The 17,343-nt window shown below is 38.2% G+C and carries 16 protein-coding genes and 2 rRNA genes; 2 read left to right on the plus strand and 16 right to left on the minus strand.

Features of this window, described 5'->3' with window-relative positions; translation table 11 throughout:
* Positions 1 to 482 precede the first annotated feature (482 nt).
* From rsmA to metG, 5 genes are all read right to left on the minus strand, one after another.
* Positions 483 to 1,361, minus strand: a complete 879-nt coding sequence (gene rsmA, locus KHA94_RS25450) for a 16S rRNA (adenine(1518)-N(6)/adenine(1519)-N(6))-dimethyltransferase RsmA (protein ID WP_213104853.1) — start codon at positions 1,359 to 1,361, stop codon at positions 483 to 485.
* Positions 1,362 to 1,363: 2 nt separating this feature from the next.
* Positions 1,364 to 1,915: a ribonuclease M5 gene (rnmV, locus tag KHA94_RS25455; protein ID WP_213104854.1), complete on the minus strand. Its 552-nt coding sequence runs from the start codon at positions 1,913 to 1,915 to the stop codon at positions 1,364 to 1,366.
* A gap of 216 nt (positions 1,916 to 2,131) precedes the next feature.
* Positions 2,132 to 3,316 carry a G5 and 3D domain-containing protein gene (locus KHA94_RS25460; protein ID WP_213104855.1) on the minus strand — a complete coding sequence of 395 codons (1,185 nt, stop codon included), beginning with the start codon at positions 3,314 to 3,316 and terminating at the stop codon, positions 2,132 to 2,134.
* Between the two features lie 264 nt (positions 3,317 to 3,580).
* The gene (locus KHA94_RS25465) at positions 3,581 to 4,348 is read right to left on the minus strand and encodes a TatD family hydrolase (RefSeq protein WP_213104856.1); all 768 of its coding nucleotides are present in this window, start codon (positions 4,346 to 4,348) and stop codon (positions 3,581 to 3,583) included.
* Positions 4,349 to 4,708: 360 nt separating this feature from the next.
* Positions 4,709 to 6,664 carry a methionine--tRNA ligase gene (metG, locus tag KHA94_RS25470; RefSeq protein WP_213104857.1) on the minus strand — a complete coding sequence of 652 codons (1,956 nt, stop codon included), beginning with the start codon at positions 6,662 to 6,664 and terminating at the stop codon, positions 4,709 to 4,711.
* A 738-nt stretch (positions 6,665 to 7,402) separates the two neighbouring features.
* Here metG and KHA94_RS25475 point away from each other — a divergent pair.
* Entirely contained in the window at positions 7,403 to 7,687 is a 285-nt protein-coding gene (locus KHA94_RS25475) for an AbrB/MazE/SpoVT family DNA-binding domain-containing protein (RefSeq protein ID WP_249365753.1), read from the plus strand.
* Positions 7,688 to 7,739: 52 nt separating this feature from the next.
* Here the strand turns inward: KHA94_RS25475 and rsmI are convergent, their stop codons facing one another.
* The 9 genes from rsmI to KHA94_RS25520 all read right to left on the minus strand — a co-directional run bounded on the left by rsmI (position 7,740) and on the right by KHA94_RS25520 (position 14,951).
* Positions 7,740 to 8,624 carry a 16S rRNA (cytidine(1402)-2'-O)-methyltransferase gene (gene rsmI, locus KHA94_RS25480; protein WP_213104858.1) on the minus strand — a complete coding sequence of 295 codons (885 nt, stop codon included), beginning with the start codon at positions 8,622 to 8,624 and terminating at the stop codon, positions 7,740 to 7,742.
* Between the two features lie 384 nt (positions 8,625 to 9,008).
* On the minus strand, positions 9,009 to 9,281 hold the full coding sequence (locus KHA94_RS25485) for a GIY-YIG nuclease family protein (protein WP_213104859.1): 273 nt from the start codon (positions 9,279 to 9,281) through the stop codon (positions 9,009 to 9,011).
* Positions 9,271 to 10,011, minus strand: a complete 741-nt coding sequence (locus tag KHA94_RS25490; RefSeq protein ID WP_213104860.1) for a tRNA1(Val) (adenine(37)-N6)-methyltransferase — start codon at positions 10,009 to 10,011, stop codon at positions 9,271 to 9,273. Before KHA94_RS25490 ends, KHA94_RS25485 begins: the two co-directional genes overlap by 11 nt.
* Before the next feature lie 69 nt (positions 10,012 to 10,080).
* On the minus strand, positions 10,081 to 10,455 hold the full coding sequence (gene yabA, locus KHA94_RS25495; protein WP_213104861.1) for a DNA replication initiation control protein YabA: 375 nt from the start codon (positions 10,453 to 10,455) through the stop codon (positions 10,081 to 10,083).
* Positions 10,456 to 10,468: 13 nt separating this feature from the next.
* Positions 10,469 to 11,296, minus strand: coding sequence for a PSP1 domain-containing protein (locus KHA94_RS25500; RefSeq protein WP_213104862.1), 828 nt, complete (start codon positions 11,294 to 11,296; stop codon positions 10,469 to 10,471).
* The gene (gene holB, locus KHA94_RS25505) at positions 11,289 to 12,296 is read right to left on the minus strand and encodes a DNA polymerase III subunit delta' (RefSeq protein ID WP_213104863.1); all 1,008 of its coding nucleotides are present in this window, start codon (positions 12,294 to 12,296) and stop codon (positions 11,289 to 11,291) included. Before holB ends, KHA94_RS25500 begins: the two co-directional genes overlap by 8 nt.
* A 53-nt stretch (positions 12,297 to 12,349) precedes the next feature.
* Positions 12,350 to 12,679, minus strand: coding sequence for a cyclic-di-AMP receptor (locus KHA94_RS25510; protein WP_057776809.1), 330 nt, complete (start codon positions 12,677 to 12,679; stop codon positions 12,350 to 12,352).
* Positions 12,680 to 12,834: 155 nt separating this feature from the next.
* Positions 12,835 to 13,473, minus strand: a complete 639-nt coding sequence (gene tmk, locus KHA94_RS25515; RefSeq protein ID WP_213104864.1) for a dTMP kinase — start codon at positions 13,471 to 13,473, stop codon at positions 12,835 to 12,837.
* 38 nt (positions 13,474 to 13,511) lie between these two features.
* Positions 13,512 to 14,951 carry an aminotransferase class I/II-fold pyridoxal phosphate-dependent enzyme gene (locus KHA94_RS25520; protein WP_213104865.1) on the minus strand — a complete coding sequence of 480 codons (1,440 nt, stop codon included), beginning with the start codon at positions 14,949 to 14,951 and terminating at the stop codon, positions 13,512 to 13,514.
* Between the two features lie 460 nt (positions 14,952 to 15,411).
* Between KHA94_RS25520 and KHA94_RS25525 the strand changes: the two genes are divergently transcribed.
* Positions 15,412 to 15,615, plus strand: a complete 204-nt coding sequence (locus KHA94_RS25525; protein ID WP_213104866.1) for a sigma factor G inhibitor Gin — start codon at positions 15,412 to 15,414, stop codon at positions 15,613 to 15,615.
* Between the two features lie 624 nt (positions 15,616 to 16,239).
* Here KHA94_RS25525 and rrf read toward each other — a convergent pair.
* Positions 16,240 to 16,356 (minus strand): 5S ribosomal RNA (gene rrf / locus KHA94_RS25530).
* 251 nt (positions 16,357 to 16,607) lie between these two features.
* A 23S ribosomal RNA gene (locus KHA94_RS25535) occupies positions 16,608 to 17,343 on the minus strand; the annotation flags it as partial.

Below are 17,343 nucleotides of genomic sequence, written 5' to 3' on the forward strand. Positions count from 1 at the left end.
AATGTATGATTTTTATGAACTTAGTCCTTCATGATTAGGGGCAATCAAAATATATTAACTATCTTTACAAATATGCAATTAGAACAAATCAGTTCCTTTTAAAGCCTAAATAGAAATGACTCTTTCATAAATTATGCATTCGAGAATAAACATGTGATTGAAAAGCCGCTATTGTGATTAAGTGAAAAATGGTCACTTTGTGTGGGAAAAGGAGAAATCATGAAAAACAGAAAAGCGCAAGCGCCTTGATCACCCCCGACAAGCATAAGACAAGCCTCACGGAAAGGTGTTCTTTACCTTTCTGTGAGGCTTGATCGAAATGTGGAGGCGACTGTTAGGAACGACTGCATAAGACGAACCCAGATAGAAGACGTTCTTTGTCTTCTGGCTGGGATTGGCTAGACATTCGTCCCTAGGAGCCGCAACTAGCCAAGCTTATGACCTCGAAGACGACAAAAACAAAGACCCGTGATAACGGGTCTTTATTTAAAGATTGGATATAGAGATTCACTTAAACGGGCAAATTCCTCTATAGATAAGGTTTCCCCTCTTCTACCTGGTTCAATTTCTGCCTGCTCTAAGGCGGCCAGGATATCTTCCTTCTTTTGCTTTCCTTCAGGCAGATGACTAATCAAGTTATTGAGTAAAGTTTTGCGCCTTTGTGCAAAGCTTGCTCTTATTACTTGGAAAAAGAATGGCTCATCTTTAACCGAGACTGCTGGTTCCTTTCGCTTTGTTAATCGGATAACAGCCGAATCAACATTCGGTTGAGGAATAAATACCGTTTTAGGGACAATCATAACCGTTTCGGCCTCAGTATAATACTGAATAGCAATGGATAAGGATCCGTAATCTTTCGTCCCTGGCTTGGCAGAGATGCGATCAGCGACTTCCTTTTGAAGCATACAGACGATCCCTCTAATGGGCAGCTTTTCCTCTAGCAGCTTCATAATAATCGGCGTTGTTACGTAGTACGGCAGATTAGCCACCACCATAATATCATCAATACCTTGTAATTCCTTTTCAACCATCCCTAGGACATCAGCTTTTAATACATCTTCATGAATAATAGTGGTATTTGGGTATGGCGCTAATGTTTCTTGTAAAATTGGCAGTAACCGCTGATCAATTTCAAATGCTACTACTTTTTTGCTTCTTCTTGCCAGCTGCTCAGTTAAAGCTCCAATTCCTGGACCAATTTCAATCGCAGCTGATTCTTCGGTAAGTTCTGCATGATCGACAATCCTTTTGAGGATATTTGTATCAATTAAAAAATTTTGTCCTAAGCTTTTTTTAAAGGAGAACCCATGCTTTTCTAGAATGGCACGAGTCCTTACTGGGGTAGCAATATCTTTTTGCAATATTATTCCTCCTGACGTATCACTTGGATGGCAGCAGCAAATTCTTCTTTACTAATTTGAAACATCATTAAACTTTTATGAAGCTGTTTTCCATTTGTAAAGCCAATTTTAAGCAGTTTTCCAAGCTTCTCTCTTCGCTCTTTTGCACCTGACCCGCCAATTAGGCCAGCCGCAATTAAATCTTCTTGTGTAATGGTCTCAATAATCTCTTCATGCATCATATGTGCATTGCTAAGAGCCTTTCGAATCACCTCAGGGGATGCATGCTCAACTCCAACCCCTTTGCCGTATTTATGAATAGCATCGCCCTTTTCAATGAATGCATGCTTGCAGCCATGTACCTTTTCTTTGATCGTATTGCGTATTTTCTGACCTGGATAATCTGGATCCGTAAGAACAATAACACCTCTCGTCTTTTGAGCGAGCTTTATTTTTTCTATCGTTTCTTCGTTAATGGCTGAACCATTTGTCTCAATTGTATCTGCATCTAATGCATTTTTAATTGCAGTCGTATCATCCTTGCCTTCAACCACAATAATTTCTCTAATTCTCATAGTTCCCCCTTAGAGCCTGGAAGTTAGAAAAGATATTCTTTTTCATTCAGTTAAAAATATAAATAAAATATTTGATAAAAAACTGAAACATTTTTGTAATGTAATTCGTCTATATAGATGAGCTGTAAATAATGATTTTAATTATTATATATGAAAAACGAAAAGAAATAAAAAAATAATGCAGAGGATGATAATTATCCCCTGCACCTTAAGAAATTAATTTAGGATTTTTATTTTGACAGTCTTTCGTCCCCAACGATAGGCATCTGCTTTCGATGGAAAAAATACATCAATTTTATTTCCTTTAATAGATCCGCCTGTGTCAGCGGCAATAGCATACCCGTAGCCCTCTACATAGACTTTTGTGCCTAATGGGATTACTCTCGGATCTACTGCTATCACTTTAGCACCAGGATTTGAACGCAGATTAATTCCCGTTGCTGTTCTTCCTGAACAGCCGTTACAGTTTGCTGTATAGGCAGTTGAATCCACATATAATTCCTGGCCGCTCTCGCTGCCTCGGGAAGCAACTTGCTTTACAGCTAATGGTTTTGTTCCTACTGCAACAACCTTATCCTGTTTTTCTTTTGACTTTTTCTCGCTAATTAATTTCCTTGAGATTTCTTTGCCATTCTCTAAAACGACTTCATATTCCTTCGTTAGAAGGCCTTCCTTACCTTCGTTAATGACTTTTTGAGATCCTTTGGCAAGGCTTGAGTCCTTTTCCGTAACAACAGCAAATTGAATTGGTTCTTCCACTACATCGGTGACTTTTTCTACTCGAACGATTTGGATGATGTCATTTTCTTTGACGATCTCTTCCGCTTTAGGCTCAGTACGATCTAATTCATTTAGTGTAATGCCCTGCTGTGTTAAAAAGTCACCGACCGTAGTCGAAGTTGACCATACTTTCTGCTCTTTCCCTCCATCTGATAATGTGAGCGGAAATGCTTTATCTACAGTGATTTCAAGATCATTTTTTATTTTTTCTTCGAGATTTGGTTGAACTTTATCATGCTCAGTTATAGCAATCTCTTGTTCTTGTAAAAGTTCCTCTACTGTATTCGATAGTGTCCAAATCGTTTTCTTCTCGTTGTCTTTCACAATATGAACCTGTTTAGCCGGCTTCCAAACAACTTCTAAGTTGTTTTTCACCTTTGTGTTTACCGAAGGAAACACATAGTCCTCTGAGCGCAAAGAAATATCTAAATCATCGAAAAGCTCTTCGATTGTTCCTGCATGTGTCTTAATGACTTTTTCCTGACCGTCTAATGTAATTGCTACCGTTTTCTGTGTTGTTTCAAAAATTAAAAAGCCAATAGCAGCTGTAAAAACTATGAAACTAGCAGAGATTACGGCCAATTTCTTTTTACTCAAAGACTTGGATAACAGGTTTTTCATGTTTTGAAATACGATGAAAAACGCCTCCTTTTCTCTCGGAGTGATTATATAGACTATCTTGCAGGTTTGTCAACTCTCTTTCACTTTCCCCTTTCCAAAAACCATCTCCTTTCTGAACATATTCACTATTATGCAAAAACTTCAAAAGAAATGAAAGAGAGACTTATCGACATGGTTATCCTATGAGCGGACAAGGAAATGTAGAACTTTTTAGAATTAGAAAATAAAAGGACATGCACACCCTTAAATCGACAAAAATCATTATCAGTTTATGCCGAATAATTTTTTTGCATTGGACGTCGTTGCTTCTGCAACTTCTTCTAAAGTGACACCTTTTATTTCGGCAATTTGCTCCGCGACAAGCTTAACATAGCTCGGTTCATTTCGTTTTCCACGATAAGGATGTGGGGCTAAATAAGGGCAATCTGTCTCAATTAAGAGCTTTTCCAACGGAATGGCCTCTGCTACTTCCTTTGGTTTCCTCGCATTTTTAAAGGTTACTGGCCCTCCTAAGGAAATATAAAAATTCATCTCAACACATTCCTTAGCAATTTCTGGACTGCCGCTAAAGCAATGCATGATGCCTCCTACTTCCTCTGCTCCTTCTTCTTTTAAAATCTCTACGATATCTGCTGTTGCTTCCCGATTATGAATAATAATAGGCAGCTTTACTTTTTTAGCAAGCTGGATTTGCTTTCTAAATACTTGTTTTTGAATATCCTTTGGAGACTTGTCCCAATAATAATCTAGCCCCATCTCACCAAGAGCAACAACCTTTGGATGCTGCGTCAGCTCCTCAATCCACTTGAGATCCTCATTCGTCATATCAATTGCATCAACAGGGTGCCAGCCAACACTCGCATATATAAAATCATATTGTTCCGAAAGTTCCATCGCTTTTTCAATGGTTGGACGATCAAAACCCACAACGACAATGCGTGAAACTCCCTCTCCTAAAGCTCTGTCAATAACCTCTCTTAGATCATCATTATATTGCTCAGCATTCAAATGTGCGTGTGTGTCGAAAAACATAGAAAAGTCTCCTTTTAACAAAAATTATTTTTTGATTACATATTTCTCATTAAAGTAACAACTAAGTCAAAATTCAAGATGTTTTGTCAATATAATATTAGGATTATCACTTTATTATTTAAATATATTAAATGTATGCCTGAATTTTCAATATAACATTGATATTATGGATCATTTTTTTTGTCATTATTATTTAATAAAAGAAAAACATAGAAATGTCCGACGTCAAATGTTACACGTGAAACATTTCTATGTTTTCGACTTTTATCGCAGATTAACGGGCAGTAAGACCCCCACTGATGGAAGTTTCACTTTATCGCAGATTAACGGTCGTTAAGGTCCCCTTGATTGAAGTTTACTTTACTTCACTCTTGCTCCCAACGGAAGAGATTCTGCAATGGTTGCTAATGAAAGCTCGCCGTCTTTACTGCCTGCAAGGATCATGCCTTCAGAAAGCTCACCGCGCAATTTAACAGGCTTTAAATTTGTGACACATACAACTTTACGTCCAACAAGATCCTCTGGCTTGTAAAATTGTGCAATCCCAGATACAACTTGTCGCTTTTCATAACCAAGATCTAGCTGCAATTTAAGGAGCTTATCAGCTTTTTTTACAGGTTCGGCTTGAATAACTTCTGCTACTCGTAAATCAACCTTCATAAAATCATCAATCGTAATTTCTTCACTATCAGGCTTTTCTTCCACTTTCACTTCTTCTACTTGTGGAGCAGATCCTTGCATCTTTGTTTTAATAAACTCCACTTCTTCATTTAAATCAAGACGAGGGAAAATCGGTTCACCTTTTGCTATCTTTGTATCCTTAGGAATCAAACCAAATTCTTCTAAGCTTTCCCAAGAAGTTAGGCCTTCTTCATTTACATTTAATTGTGTAAATATTTCTTTTGGTGTACGTGTTAAGAAAGGCTGTAGAAGAACAGCGATTCTTCTAAGCGATTCCGCTAAATGTGCCATTACGCTTCCAAGCTCAGCTGTCTTAGCTTCATCCTTCGCTAAAGACCAAGGCTGTGTTTCATCGATGTATTTATTTGTTTTGCTTACTAATTGCCAAATAGCAGTTAGTGCCACGGAAAATTCCATTTTTTCCATTGCTTCTTCATATTTAGTTACAGCTTCCTTGTTTGCAAGAAGTAATGACTGATCAAATTCTCCAACGGAGCCATTATAGGCTGGAATAATCCCTTCAAAATATTTGTCTACCATTGCTAATGTCCGATTTAGTAAGTTTCCTAAATCATTTGCTAAATCAAAGTTAATTCTCTCTACAAAACCTTCTGGTGTGAAAACGCCGTCTGAACCAAATGGAACCTCGCGCAATAGGTAATATCTTAGTGCATCTAGGCCATATCGATCAATTAATGTTACAGGATCAACAACATTTCCTTTTGATTTGGACATTTTTCCATCCTTCATCAATAGCCAGCCGTGGGCAAATACTTTTTTCGGAAGCGGTAAATCTAGAGCCATAAGCATAATTGGCCAATAAATAGTGTGGAATCGAACGATTTCTTTTCCTACTAAATGAACATTAGCTGGCCAATAGTTTAAGTATTTCGAGTCATCATCAGTCCCGTATCCAAGAGCCGTAATATAGTTTGCTAAAGCATCAATCCAAACATAGATTACATGCTTTGGATTCTCTGGAACCTTAATTCCCCAATCAAATGTCGTCCTAGAAACAGCAAGATCTTCCAAACCTGGCTTGATAAAATTATTAATCATTTCGTTTTTTCGTGATTCTGGCTGAATAAATGAAGGATTCTCTTCGTAATATTGCAGCAATCGATCAGCGTATTTACTCACTTTGAAGAAATAAGATTCTTCCTTCACTTTGTTCACAGATCTTCCGCAGTCCGGGCAATTTCCTTCTACTAACTGACGCTCAGTAAAATATGATTCACATGGTGTACAATACCATCCTTCATATTCACCGAGGTAAATATCACCTTGCTCCAATAATTGAGAGAAGATTTTTTGGGCAACCTGCTTATGTCTATCCTGAGTCGTACGAATAAAATCATCGTAAGAAATATCAAGTTTTTTCCATAGTTCTTGAATTCCAGCAACAATTTCATCAACATATTCTTGAGGAGTAACTCCATTCTCCTCCGCTTTCTCCTGAATCTTTTGGCCATGCTCATCCGTGCCAGTTAGATACATCACATCGAAGCCACGTAAACGCTTATAACGAGCCATTGCATCTCCAGCTACTGTCGTATAGGCATGGCCTATATGTAAATTTCCACTAGGATAATAAATCGGTGTTGTCAAATAAAAGGTTTTTAATTTTTCCTCCATGAGAATTCCCTCCCTAAAAAATCAGTTAAAAGTCCTTTGCCAGCAATGTCTCATTCATTGCTGACTTAGGCTTCCTTGTATTGCAATCAGTCATATAACGAATACCTTCATTATATATAAAAAATCCCGGCCCCAATGAGGGACGAGAACATACTGTAATACACGGTAATATTGAACTTTCTATATTAATAAGGACAAAATTAATAAGATAATACTTTCATTCATCATATCCTCTTATACCATCAAAATATACCTAAAAATTAGTATTTGTGCAACAAATAAGAAAAGCGCAAACACCTTCGGAACAATCAAAGTTCAGATTGTCCCTGCGATGATTATTCTAAGGAGCTTTCCTTATGGAGCTGGACATTTCTCTAATTCATAAAAGTAATACTTTTTATTACTACAATCTGGACAAATACTCAATTCTTTCTTCGAATATTATTATATGGTTTTAATAGAAAAAAGGGAATTTTGTCGAAAAATATTGATGAAAATTTCTTCAATTTATACTTATTTAATAAGGGATTTTCTATTAATTGGATTTACTAAAAATTAAAATCTTATAAAACCGCTATATATCAACTTTTATAATGAAAGTAAAAAATTTCTATTCAAATTAAAAAATAAAGTAATTGACGTATTTGGGAAACGCTGGTATTATTGAATTAATAAAGAATTTTGTCGAATATTGACGAATTAGAAAAATATATTTTGAGGTTTGAGAGGAGAATTTTTATGAAATCTACTGGTATTGTTCGTAAGGTTGATGAGCTTGGTCGTGTGGTTATTCCTATTGAATTAAGACGTACATTAGACATTGCAGAAAAAGATGCGCTTGAAATTTATGTGGATGATGATCGTATTATCCTTAAAAAGTACAAGCCAAATATGACATGTCTTGTAACTGGTGAAGTTTCCGACGATAACATCTCATTAGCAAACGGAAAATTAATTGTTAGCCGTGAAGGTGCAGAAAATTTATTACAAGAAATTCAATCTCGATTTGAACTTGTAAAATAATAATACAAAAGCTTCTCAGTAAACTGAGAAGCTTTTTTTATACTTACTCTTTTTATCCCTGCTCTTGTACATGAAAAGCATGGTATACTTCTCTTTTATTCATGCTTCTGTCGCTTGCTGTTTGCTTAATTGCATCCTTACTTGTCATTCCATTCACATCCATATAATGCTCTACATGTGCTTGGATCGTTAAATCTATCCACCAAGATTCTTCCTCATCCTGTAAATTTTCAGAAGATCCTTCAATAATGAGGCAAAATTCACCTCTTATTTCTTCGTTTGTTGCCCAATTTAAGGCTTCTTGTACCGTCCCACGAATAAATTCTTCGTATTTTTTTGTTAATTCACGACATAGGACTATTTTTCTATTACCCAATTGTTCATCTATAAGAGTAAGTGTTTCTTTTAAACGATGTGGAGCTTCGTATATGATGATCGTTGCAGACATTTTAGCCAGTTCTTGAAGCTCTTTCTTTTTTGTCTTCTTATGGCGATCTAAAAAACCAAAAAAATAAAAGGGCTGCGGATTAAGACCTGATGCAATTAATGCTGTTAAAGCAGCATTTGCACCGGGCAGTGGCACAACCGTTAATTTCTCCTCTACAGCAGCAGTAACAAGCTCATACCCAGGATCAGAAATAGTCGGCATTCCCGCATCGCTCACAAGAGCAATTTTTGCCCCATTAGCTAATTTTTCAAGTATTTTCTGTCCGCTTACTGCTTTATTGTGTTCATGATAGCTAATAATAGAGGTTTCGATTTCAAAATAATTACAAAGCTTTTTCGTATTTCTCGTATCCTCTGCAGCTATATAATCTGCCTCTTTCATCATTCTTATTGCTCGAAAGCTCATATCCTCAAGATTCCCAATGGGAGTCGGGACTAAATACAAAATTCCTTTTCCTTTTTCATTTTCAAAACTTTTTTGCTGCCACATATGTACCACCCGTTTCATTAAAATGCGGAAGCGCCTCGGTTACCCTCAGGCATAGCACAAGACGTGCCTCTCTGAAAGGTGTTCTTTACCTTTCTGGGAGGATTGATCGAAATGTGGAGGCGACTGTTTAGGGACGACAGCTTAAGACGAGCCCTGTAAGAAGACGTTCTTTGTCTTCTGGAAGGGATTGGCTAGACTTTCGTCCCCAGGAGCCGTAACTAGACAAGCTTGTGACCTCCGACGTACAGGACGTGCTAGTGGCGACAATGCCACAGGACGTGGCGTTTTTGTCGCCGAGGGGGTAGGCGCTCCTCCTAAAAGCTCCACTTTTAGTCGTGCGATGCATATCCTGCCGTAGCATTCATTGTGGAGCTAAACAATTATCTAACTTTCAAAGTTATTTTCTATATTGATTTTTATATATTCTTCTTTCTTCCTTCGGGGCCATTGCTTAAATTCATATTCTGCCTTTAATGCATCACTTTTATTATCATACATTTTTGAAAAAACCAGCTCTACTGGTCCTCTGCCCCTTGTATATTTAGCCCCCTTGCCCTCATTATGAAGCTTCACACGCCTCTCTAGATTATTTGTATAACCCGCATACAAACTGTCATCTTTACAATGAAGAACATAAAAGTAATGATTATTTCCCATATAAAATTTCCTTTATTTCAGAGGTGTATTCGTTATCATCATTATAAACGATTAAGGGTGGCATTATTTTCAAATCTGGACTGCCGTTTTTAGTTGCTTCAATAAGCAGTGTATTGGCCTCTTTCCCCTGTTTTGGATAAACAAATTGAATTTTTTTTGGCTCTAGCTTATATTTACGCATTAATGTTACGATATCTAGAAATCGTCCCGGCCGATGAACAAATGCTACCTTTCCACCTTGCCTGACTAGCTGGCTTGAGGCTTTAATCGCATCCTCTAGTGTACAGAGGATTTCATGGCGGGCGATGGCCAAATGTTCATTCTCATTCATCTCTTCAGAAGATGGAGTCGGGAAATAAGGTGGATTACATGTAACAACATCGAATTTCCCATACCCTAGCTCTTTCGGCATTTCTTTAATATCACCATGTACCATATGTAATCGATGTTCCAATTGATTGTACTCAATACTTCTCTTAGCCATATCGAAAAGCCGCTCTTGAATTTCAACACCTGTTATCGTTCCCTTTGTTCTTACACTTAGAAATAACGGTATCACCCCGTTACCGCTGCAAAGATCGATCAGGTTACCCTTTTGAATCGGCACATACACAAACCTTGCCAGTAACACAGCATCCAATGAAAAGGAGAACACAGTAGGGCTCTGAATAATGCGCAAATTTTCTGCGAGTAAATAATCTAATCGTTCATCTCCTTTTAAAAAGTCCATCTTCTTTCCTCCAAATATTAAGTTTCATTAGCTAAAAAATAGCCTTCCTTTATCGGGAAGGCCATCATATTATTTCTTATTAAGAAAAGATAAGCAAAAAAGGCAATCTCCTTCTTTTCGGGGACTTCCAAAATGGAGGTTACATATATGAAAGCCCTCTTGGTATAGACGGGCAAGATTATCGTAGCCTTCTCCAATATCGACCGATTTATCATAAGTTGTACCCACTGGATTACTTGGTGCTTGATCTTTTTTTCTAGCCGATTCTTCTTTATCAATTGTTAATTCTAAACGGCGTCTTAAATGTTCATTTTCCAGCTTTAAAGAGTTATTCTCTTCTAATATTTCTGCCAAATGCTGCTTTAACTCACCAAGCTGCGTATATAACTGACCAATTTGAATTTCCATATTACTTACTGAGTCAAAGATTTCTTTTTTATCCACGTATTCCACCTCATTAATCTGTGGATTGAACTGTTACAGCACCTTGTTTCGATAATTCATCAAGTGTATATTCCAGGACGCGTTCAGCAGCTGTGACATCCACTTGCAGCACCCGCTCTAAAATATTTAATCCTACTACTTTTCCTGGTCCTTCAGGTGTTTGAATCCATTCTCCAAGGTCTGGAAGCTGAGCTTTTGCTTCTTCATATTCGTCATTTTCATATTTTAAACAGCACATCAAACGACCACATAAACCCGAAATTTTTGTTGGGTTTAAGGAAAGATTCTGATCTTTTGCCATCTTGATAGATACTGGATCAAAATCGCCTAAAAAAGTAGAGCAGCAAAGCATTCTACCGCAAGGACCAATACCACCTAGCATTTTCGCTTCATCTCTTACACCAATTTGCCGAAGTTCAATTCTAGTACGAAATATGGCTGCAAGATCTTTAACGAGCTCTCGAAAATCTACTCTTCCATCGGCAGTGAAGTAAAAGATCACTTTATTTCGATCAAATGTATATTCGACATCAACTAGTTTCATATCTAATTGATGAGTAATAACCTTTTCATTGCAAACCTCATAAGCTTCCTTTGCTGCCTGCTTGTTTTCCTCAACAATCATCCGATCCTTAGGATCTGCAATTCGGAGAACCTTTTTTAAGGGGAGGACTACATCATGTTCATCCACTTTCTTTGGTGCAACCACAACCTTGCCATACTCTACACCACGAACCGTTTCAACAATGACAAAGTCATCTTTTTCGATTGCTAGTCCACCAGGATCGAAATAATATATTTTACCCGCTTTCTTAAAGCGGACTCCTACTACATCATACAAACAAAGACCCCTCCTGCAATTTCAACACAAGCTGTTCCATTAACAGCTGCGGATTCATATTTGCATGCAATTTTCTCTTTGCTTCCAAAACAGCCGTCATCTGCTCAGATATCCTTCGACTTGTAGATTGCAAAGCAAACTGCTCTAAACGCTCCTTTTCGATTAGATAGACGACCTGCTCCTCCTTGCCAAGTTGTATATATAATAAATCCTTAAAAATAAGAAGTAAAAGATCTAACCCAAGATCAAATTGTTCTTTCTCTTTGAAGTGCTTAAACCAATCATCCTGAAGAGAAACCATTGCTTCCAATGGTGTTTTTTTAAGTACTTCATATAATTTTAACACTATTTTTTGTGCTTGTACAAACCAATCATTCTGACTAAATTCAATTGCCTCATCAATATTATTGGTAAGCTGGGCAATTAATGGTGCTATCTGTGGTTCGACATTGTGGGATTTTAGCTTTTCAATCATTTTTTCAGCTGATAATGACTGAAATGAGATCGTTTGGCAACGAGAAAGAATTGTAGGAAGTATTTGCTGTGCCTGTTCTGTCATCAATATAGCTATTGTCTCCGGATGTGGTTCTTCAAGGAATTTTAGCAAACTATTCGCTGCATTCACAGTCATTCGATCCGCATGGACAACCATATATAGCTTCTTTTTCGATTCAACACCCGTTTTGGAGAACTCCTCCTGAAGTGATTGAATTTGGGCTTTTTTGATTGATAGCCCATCTGGTTCGACAAGATGAACATCTGGATGGTTTCCGTTATTAATTCTCTTGCAATTTACACATGTTTCACAAGGGATATAACCTTGCATAGGTGAGTGGCAAAAAACACTTTTCGCTAAAAGAAAGCTTGCATCGCGTTTCCCTGTCCCCTTCATCCCTTCGAATAAATAAGCGTGAGCCAGCCTATTCTTCATCATACTATTTTTAAACATTTTCAAAACGATAGGCTGTATGTCTTCTAGCTCTTCCCACGTTTTTGCCACAATCATCACCACTTACGTAACTTTATTATGAATTCACATTGAAGTCATTCTTTTTAAAATTGCAGGAAATTTTCAATTGGCAATACAAACACTGTTGCACCACCAACTTCAACCTCCACTGGATAAGGAACATACGAGTCAGCATTTCCACCCATTGGAGAGATAGGGGCAACTAGCTGGTCTCTTGACTTGCAATTATCCTTTATTATTTGCAATGCTCTGTCCACTCGAATATCTTCTGTTCCAATCATAAAGGTTGTGTTTCCTGATTTCAGAAAGCCACCTGTACTTGCTAGCTTGGTTGCACGGAAGTTATTGTCCACCAATGCATTCATTAATTTATTGCTGTCTTGGTCTTGAATAACCGCTAATATAAGTTTCATTCTCTCAGCCCCTTTCATTTTTTCCACTTTCTTTCCTATCTCCATTATAACAATTATTTTATGAACAAACATATATAAATCGTTGTTATCAGCTGGAATTCGTTTCATGGATTTGGTGCAAAAAAGCCTTAAAGAGTGTTCTTTAAGGCATTTGTTTAATCTTCCTGATCAATCATTTTTTTCAGCAAGCTTTTTGCTTCTTTATATACAGTTCCAATTGGCTTTGAAGCATCTATTTTATATATACGTTCAGGATGCTCCTTCATTAAATGATAATAGCCTTCACGTACTTTATGATGGAACTCTAAGTCTTCTAAATCAAGACGATTTACTTCTCGCTCCTTATGCCGATTTATCCTTTCAAGGCCAATTTTAGGATCAATATCAAAATAAAAAGTAAGTATTGGCATCATACCTTCTATAGCAAATTGATTAATTGAAAGCACATCATCTATACCTAATCCTCTTGCATACCCTTGATAAGCTAGAGAGCTATCAATAAAGCGATCACATAAAACGATATATCCTTTCTCAATAGCAGGAAGGACTTTTTCAACAAGATGCTGCCTTCTTGCCGCTGCGTATAAAAGAGCTTCTGTTCTAGGATCCATTTTCGTGTTTTTCTTATCAAGAATAACATTTCTTATTTGCTCAGCAATATCGATTCCACCAGGTTCTCTAGTTAGTAAGACTTGATAGCCTTCTGCCTGTAAATCTTCTCCTAACATGCCAATGATCGTCGTTTTTCCTGCTCCTTCCGGCCCTTCCACCGTAATAAACATTCCTTTTTCCATCGTAAACCTCCAAGATGCTTCAATAATAATATATTTAATTAATTGGGAAATATGTCTATCATTCCGGACTTTATGCCCTCAGCCCCTTGAAATCTAGCCCCCGTTTCAAAGAGTAATCTAATATTGTCTATATGTTCCTTACTAATTGTTTCCCCAGGAAATAATAAAGGAATACCTGGAGGATAGGGGATAATAAACTGTGCACATACCTTTCCTATTGCCTCGTCCATTGGAACAGATATGCTAGTAAGATCGGCTCTCTGTTTCGCATTCAATTCCAGCTTTGAAATACTTGACGTGACAAAACCAGTTTTTGCTTTTTTGGGGTGCTTATGAATTGTAACCGATTTAAGGGCTGCTTCAAATCGATCGACCATATCCTCAATGGAGTATTCCATATCTGATTTCAGTAAAGGAAAAATAAGCAAAACATTATAAGGATCAGCCATCTCCGTAAAAATGCCAACGCTTTCAAGTCTACCCTGCAGTTCATACCCACTTAAAGAAGAGGTGGATTGAAGGGTTATTTTCAACGGATCGCCTATTCCATTTTTAAAAGATAACACTTTAATTCCTTTTAATTTTTGTAATCTCCTTTTGAAATCCTGAATTTTATATAAAAGAGCCTCTGCATCATCATTCGAAAATCCAGCTAAATAGCTTCTAGCTATATCCAATGAAGCCATAATTGGATAGGATGGACTGCTTGATTGTAAAATTTCAAGATAGCTGCGAATATCCTTTTCTGAAAGAAGATTGCTATTAAAATGAAGATATGACCCCATCGTCATCGCCGGAAGCGTTTTATGGGCTGATTGGACAACGATATCAGCCTTTAATGAAACAGCGGACTGTGGAAAAATATCATTTCCTATAAAATGAGTACCATGTGCCTCATCAATTAATACTGGTATTCCTTTTGAATGGGAAAATTGAATAATCTCCTCTAGATCATTAATCATCCCATAGTAATTTGGATATGTAAGAATGATCGCCTTTGAAGAAGGGAATGCTTTAATCGCCTTTTTAACAGTATTTATTGATACGCCTCCTGCGACACCCCATTCCTCATCATAAGTAGGCTCTAAAAAAACAGGTTCTGCCTTTACAAGGTTAATACCATTTAATATTGATTTATGGCAATTTCTCTGAACAAGAACTGTATCATCTTCCCTGATTGCTGCCATGATCATGGCCAAATTTCCGACAGTCGACCCGTTGACTAAGAAAAAACTCTTTTTAGTTCCATATAATTGGGAAAGTAGCTGTTCGGCTTCCAAGATCGCCCCCTCAGGAGAATGTAGGTCGTCTAACCCACTTAGCTCTGTTGCATCAAGCTTTAACAATTTATTATAGAAATGCTTTGCTTCCTTTGGAAAAAGGCTGCCATATTTATGTCCTGGAACATGGAAGGAAACAGGTTTATTATCTATATGTCTTATTAAGGCTCCAAATAACGGTGTTCGAGTCTGATCCAATTCATATCACCAAAAATCAATTTGTTTTATTGTCTCATCTATTTTACCAAATAGGAGATTAAAGCGATACTTCCACCTTAGACATTTGAAATCGGATCTTATTAATAATATAGTGAAACATTAACCAGTGGGGCTTTTCCTTCATCCCCTACTGATTGTTTGTTGAAATTATCACGCTCAGAACACCACGTCCTCCCAAAAACTTCTCTTTTAATCGTTCGTAGTATCGCTGATGATGCTTTCCTTATCCTGTGGACTTCGCTTAACTAGGACATCCTCGTAAAAGCTTTTTTCTTTTTCGAGGACGCGTTAATCTACGATAAAGAATTCAATAAGACATACAACCAAATAAGAACTATCTCATACAATAGTAATTAAGTAAGCTCTTTACGATGAATTTTCAAAAGATTGTATACAATAATATAAATCCGGGCAGAATTAGTGTATGGAGGTGGAGTGATTGAGTTCGCTATTAGCAAAGAAACATATAGGGGAAGAGTGTGTCATTTGCGAGCAAACAAAAATAAAAGGGATACATCTATACACTTCTTTTATCTGTACAGATTGTGAAAATGATTTAATTTCTACAGATACAAGCAATCCAAAATATAAATATTATTTAAAACAGCTAAAAAAGATAACAAATCCAGAAATTTTTTCTTAATGCGCCCTCCAGTTTGGGGCTTTTTATTTTGGCACCAAACCTGGCATAAAATTTATTTATCCCCTTGTTTTCATTTATTTTTCTTGTAAAAAATACCTGCGCTAAAAATTAGAAATATTTTGTCCAAGTTCACAGATAAATAAAAAATTTATACAAAACAAAAAAGAGTACCCATTGGATACTCCTTCATTTCGCTTGGCGACGTCCTACTCTCACAAGGGGACAGCCCCTAACTACCATCGGCGCAGAAGTTTAACTTCCGTGTTCAGCCTCGGCTTTGAATAAGCGGCGGATCTCTACGTCAGCTGCACTCGTTCCGTCCTCATGTGCATCGCACATTCCGGGCGTCACTCCCTTGCTTCCTTGATCTCCTTGCTTCTTCAAAGCCTCGGGGTTCCCTTTCTAAACTTCTTATCGTTTCTATACAAATTTTCAAATGTTCTTCGAACACATATAAAGAAAACTCGCCGATTGGCGAGCCTTGGAAAGGCGAAGACAGAGGCGTAGTTGAACTTATACTTAATTCCTAAAATTGGAAACTACGTCGAATCATCTTCTGCGCTGACAATTTATACTTTCTTAACGTGTAAAAAAAGAACAGCTCATTTAGCTGTTCTTCATTTCGCTTGGCGACGTCCTACTCTCACAAGGGGACAGCCCCTAACTACCATCGGCGCTGAGAAGCTTAACTTCCGTGTTCGGGATGGGAACGGGTGTGACCTTCTCGCTATCGCCACCAAACTGTATAAAATTGAGGTTTGTTCTCTCAAAACTAGATAATGCAGAAGAAGAATTGGAGTAATCATTGTCCAGCTTCGGCTCCTAACTTCTCGGTCGTTTCGATCCATCTCTACAAATCCAAAACCGGGATTTGCATAGCTGGCTCTCCAACGCCTCTCGAAGCTAAGCAGTCGCCTACGCTTAGGCCCACAGGATGTGGGTCATGCAGGCATTGTCACAGGACGTGACGATTTTAGCCTGCGAACATTAAATTGGTTAAGTCCTCGACCGATTAGTATTTGTCAGCTCCACGTGTCACCACGCTTCCACCTCAAACCTATCAACCTGATCATCTTTCAGGGGTCTTACTAGCTTGACGCTATGGGAAATCTCATCTCGAGGGGGGCTTCATGCTTAGATGCTTTCAGCACTTATCCCTTCCGCACATAGCTACCCAGCGATGCTCTTGGCAGAACAACTGGTACACCAGCGGTGCGTCCATCCCGGTCCTCTCGTACTAAGGACAGCTCCTCTCAAATTTCCTGCGCCCACGACGGATAGGGACCGAACTGTCTCACGACGTTCTGAACCCAGCTCGCGTACCGCTTTAATGGGCGAACAGCCCAACCCTTGGGACCGACTACAGCCCCAGGATGCGATGAGCCGACATCGAGGTGCCAAACCTCCCCGTCGATGTGGACTCTTGGGGGAGATAAGCCTGTTATCCCCGGGGTAGCTTTTATCCGTTGAGCGATGGCCCTTCCATGCGGAACCACCGGATCACTAAGCCCGACTTTCGTCCCTGCTCGACTTGTAGGTCTCGCAGTCAAGCTCCCTTATGCCTTTACACTCTTCGAATGATTTCCAACCATTCTGAGGGAACCTTTGGGCGCCTCCGTTACTTTTTAGGAGGCGACCGCCCCAGTCAAACTGCCCACCTGACACTGTCTCCCACCCCGATCAGGGGTGCGGGTTAGAATTTCAATACAGCCAGGGTAGTATCCCACC

The sequence above is a fragment of the Cytobacillus citreus genome (assembly GCF_018343665.1).
GTDB classification, from domain to species: Bacteria; Bacillota; Bacilli; order Bacillales; family Cytobacillaceae; genus Cytobacillus; species Cytobacillus citreus.

Excerpts from the sequence above, each read along its gene's own strand:
- KHA94_RS25490 (WP_213104860.1), bottom strand. The coding sequence starts at position 10,011 with ATGGACTTTTTAAAAGGAGATGAACGATTAGATTATTTACTCGCAGAA.
- KHA94_RS25475 (WP_249365753.1), top strand. The coding sequence starts at position 7,403 with ATGAAATCTACTGGTATTGTTCGTAAGGTTGATGAGCTTGGTCGTGTG.
- KHA94_RS25460 (WP_213104855.1), bottom strand. The coding sequence starts at position 3,316 with ATGAAAAACCTGTTATCCAAGTCTTTGAGTAAAAAGAAATTGGCCGTA.
- tmk (WP_213104864.1), bottom strand. The coding sequence starts at position 13,473 with ATGGAAAAAGGAATGTTTATTACGGTGGAAGGGCCGGAAGGAGCAGGA.
- KHA94_RS25485 (WP_213104859.1), bottom strand. The coding sequence starts at position 9,281 with ATGGGAAATAATCATTACTTTTATGTTCTTCATTGTAAAGATGACAGT.
- rnmV (WP_213104854.1), bottom strand. The coding sequence starts at position 1,915 with ATGAGAATTAGAGAAATTATTGTGGTTGAAGGCAAGGATGATACGACT.
- KHA94_RS25510 (WP_057776809.1), bottom strand. The coding sequence starts at position 12,679 with ATGAAACTTATATTAGCGGTTATTCAAGACCAAGACAGCAATAAATTA.
- rsmI (WP_213104858.1), bottom strand. The coding sequence starts at position 8,624 with ATGTGGCAGCAAAAAAGTTTTGAAAATGAAAAAGGAAAAGGAATTTTG.
- metG (WP_213104857.1), bottom strand. The coding sequence starts at position 6,664 with ATGGAGGAAAAATTAAAAACCTTTTATTTGACAACACCGATTTATTAT.
- KHA94_RS25465 (WP_213104856.1), bottom strand. The coding sequence starts at position 4,348 with ATGTTTTTCGACACACACGCACATTTGAATGCTGAGCAATATAATGAT.